Here is a 1342-nt window from a genome sequence, read left to right on the forward strand (position 1 = left end):
ACGCCGCGCTCGTCGACGGCGTCGACACGCTCGTCGTCTCGTCCGCGGTGCGCGAGTCGAACCCGGAGCTGGCCGCCGCGCGGGCCGCCGGGCTGCGCGTGCTGCACCGGTCCGAGGCGCTCGCGTCCCTGATGGCCGACCGTGAGGGTGTCGCCGTCGCCGGTGCGCACGGCAAGACGACGACGTCGGCGATGATCGCGACCGGGCTCCTGGCCGCAGGCGCGGACCCGTCGTTCGCGATCGGTGGCACTGTCCTGACGGCGGACGGGCCCGTGGGTGGCGGCCGCCAGGGTGACGGCCCGGCGTTCGTCGCGGAGGCCGACGAGTCGGACGGCTCGTTCCTCGCCTACGGCCCGCTCGTGTCGGTCGTGACCAACGTCGAGCCCGACCACCTGGACCACTACGGCACGCGCGAGGCGTTCGAGGCGGCGTTCGTCGAGTTCGCCGGTCGCATCCGCACCGGCGGCCTGCTCGTCGCGTGCGTCGACGATGACGGTGCACGACGCCTCGTCGAGCGCGTGCGTGCCGACCTCGAGGCGCGCGGCGTGGAGGTGCGCACCTACGGCCGGTCGGCGCAGGCCGACGTGCGCGTGGGGGAGAGCGCGCCGCGGGACGGGGGCTGGGCCTTCGACCTCACCGCGCTGGGCGCTGCCGAGACGCCGGACGGCGCCGCCGCACAGGTCGGGACGACGACGATCACGTTGGCCCTGCCCGGTGCGCACAACGCGCTCAACGCCGCGGCGGCGTGGGCGGTGCTCGTCCGGCTGGGCGTGCCCGGAGCCGAGGCCGCCGCCGCGCTCGGGCACTTCCGCGGTACCGGGCGCCGGTTCGAGGAGCGCGGCACGGCCGGCGGCGTGCGCGTGGTCGACGACTACGCGCACCACCCGACCGAGGTGGCCGCCCTGCTGCGCGCGGCGCGCAGCGTCGCGGGCGAGGGTCGCGTGCTCGCGCTGTTCCAGCCGCACCTGTTCTCGCGGACCCGCACCTTCGCGGACGAGTTCGGCGCGGCGTTCGACCTCGCCGACGTCGTCGTCGTGACCGACGTGTACGCCGCGCGCGAGGACCCGGACCCGGCGGTCACCGGTGCGCTCGTCGTGGACCGCGTGCCGACGCCGGGCCGTGCGACGTTCGTGCCCGACCGCATCGACGCGGCGCGCGCGATCGCCGACGCGGCGCGTCCGGGCGACCTGCTGCTCACGATCGGAGCGGGCGACGTGACGGCGCTCGCTCCGACGATCCTCGAGCGGCTCGCCTCGCGCGCCGACGACGGGGGCGTCTCGTCGTGAGCCCGTCGCGCCCGCCGCGTCCGCCGGCTCCGCGCCCCGCGCCGCGTCCGCGCTCG

The 1342-nt window shown here is 77.1% G+C and carries 1 protein-coding gene; it reads left to right on the forward strand.

Annotation, left to right across the window (positions count from 1 at the left end):
• Positions 1 to 1286 (forward strand): UDP-N-acetylmuramate--L-alanine ligase (gene murC / locus CWIS_RS08990; RefSeq protein ID WP_048342941.1); only part of this gene is annotated, 1286 nt, incomplete at its 5' end.
• Positions 1287 to 1342: the final 56 nt, after the last annotated feature.

This window comes from Cellulomonas sp. A375-1, from assembly GCF_001040865.1.
GTDB classification, from domain to species: Bacteria; Actinomycetota; Actinomycetes; order Actinomycetales; family Cellulomonadaceae; genus Cellulomonas; species Cellulomonas gelida.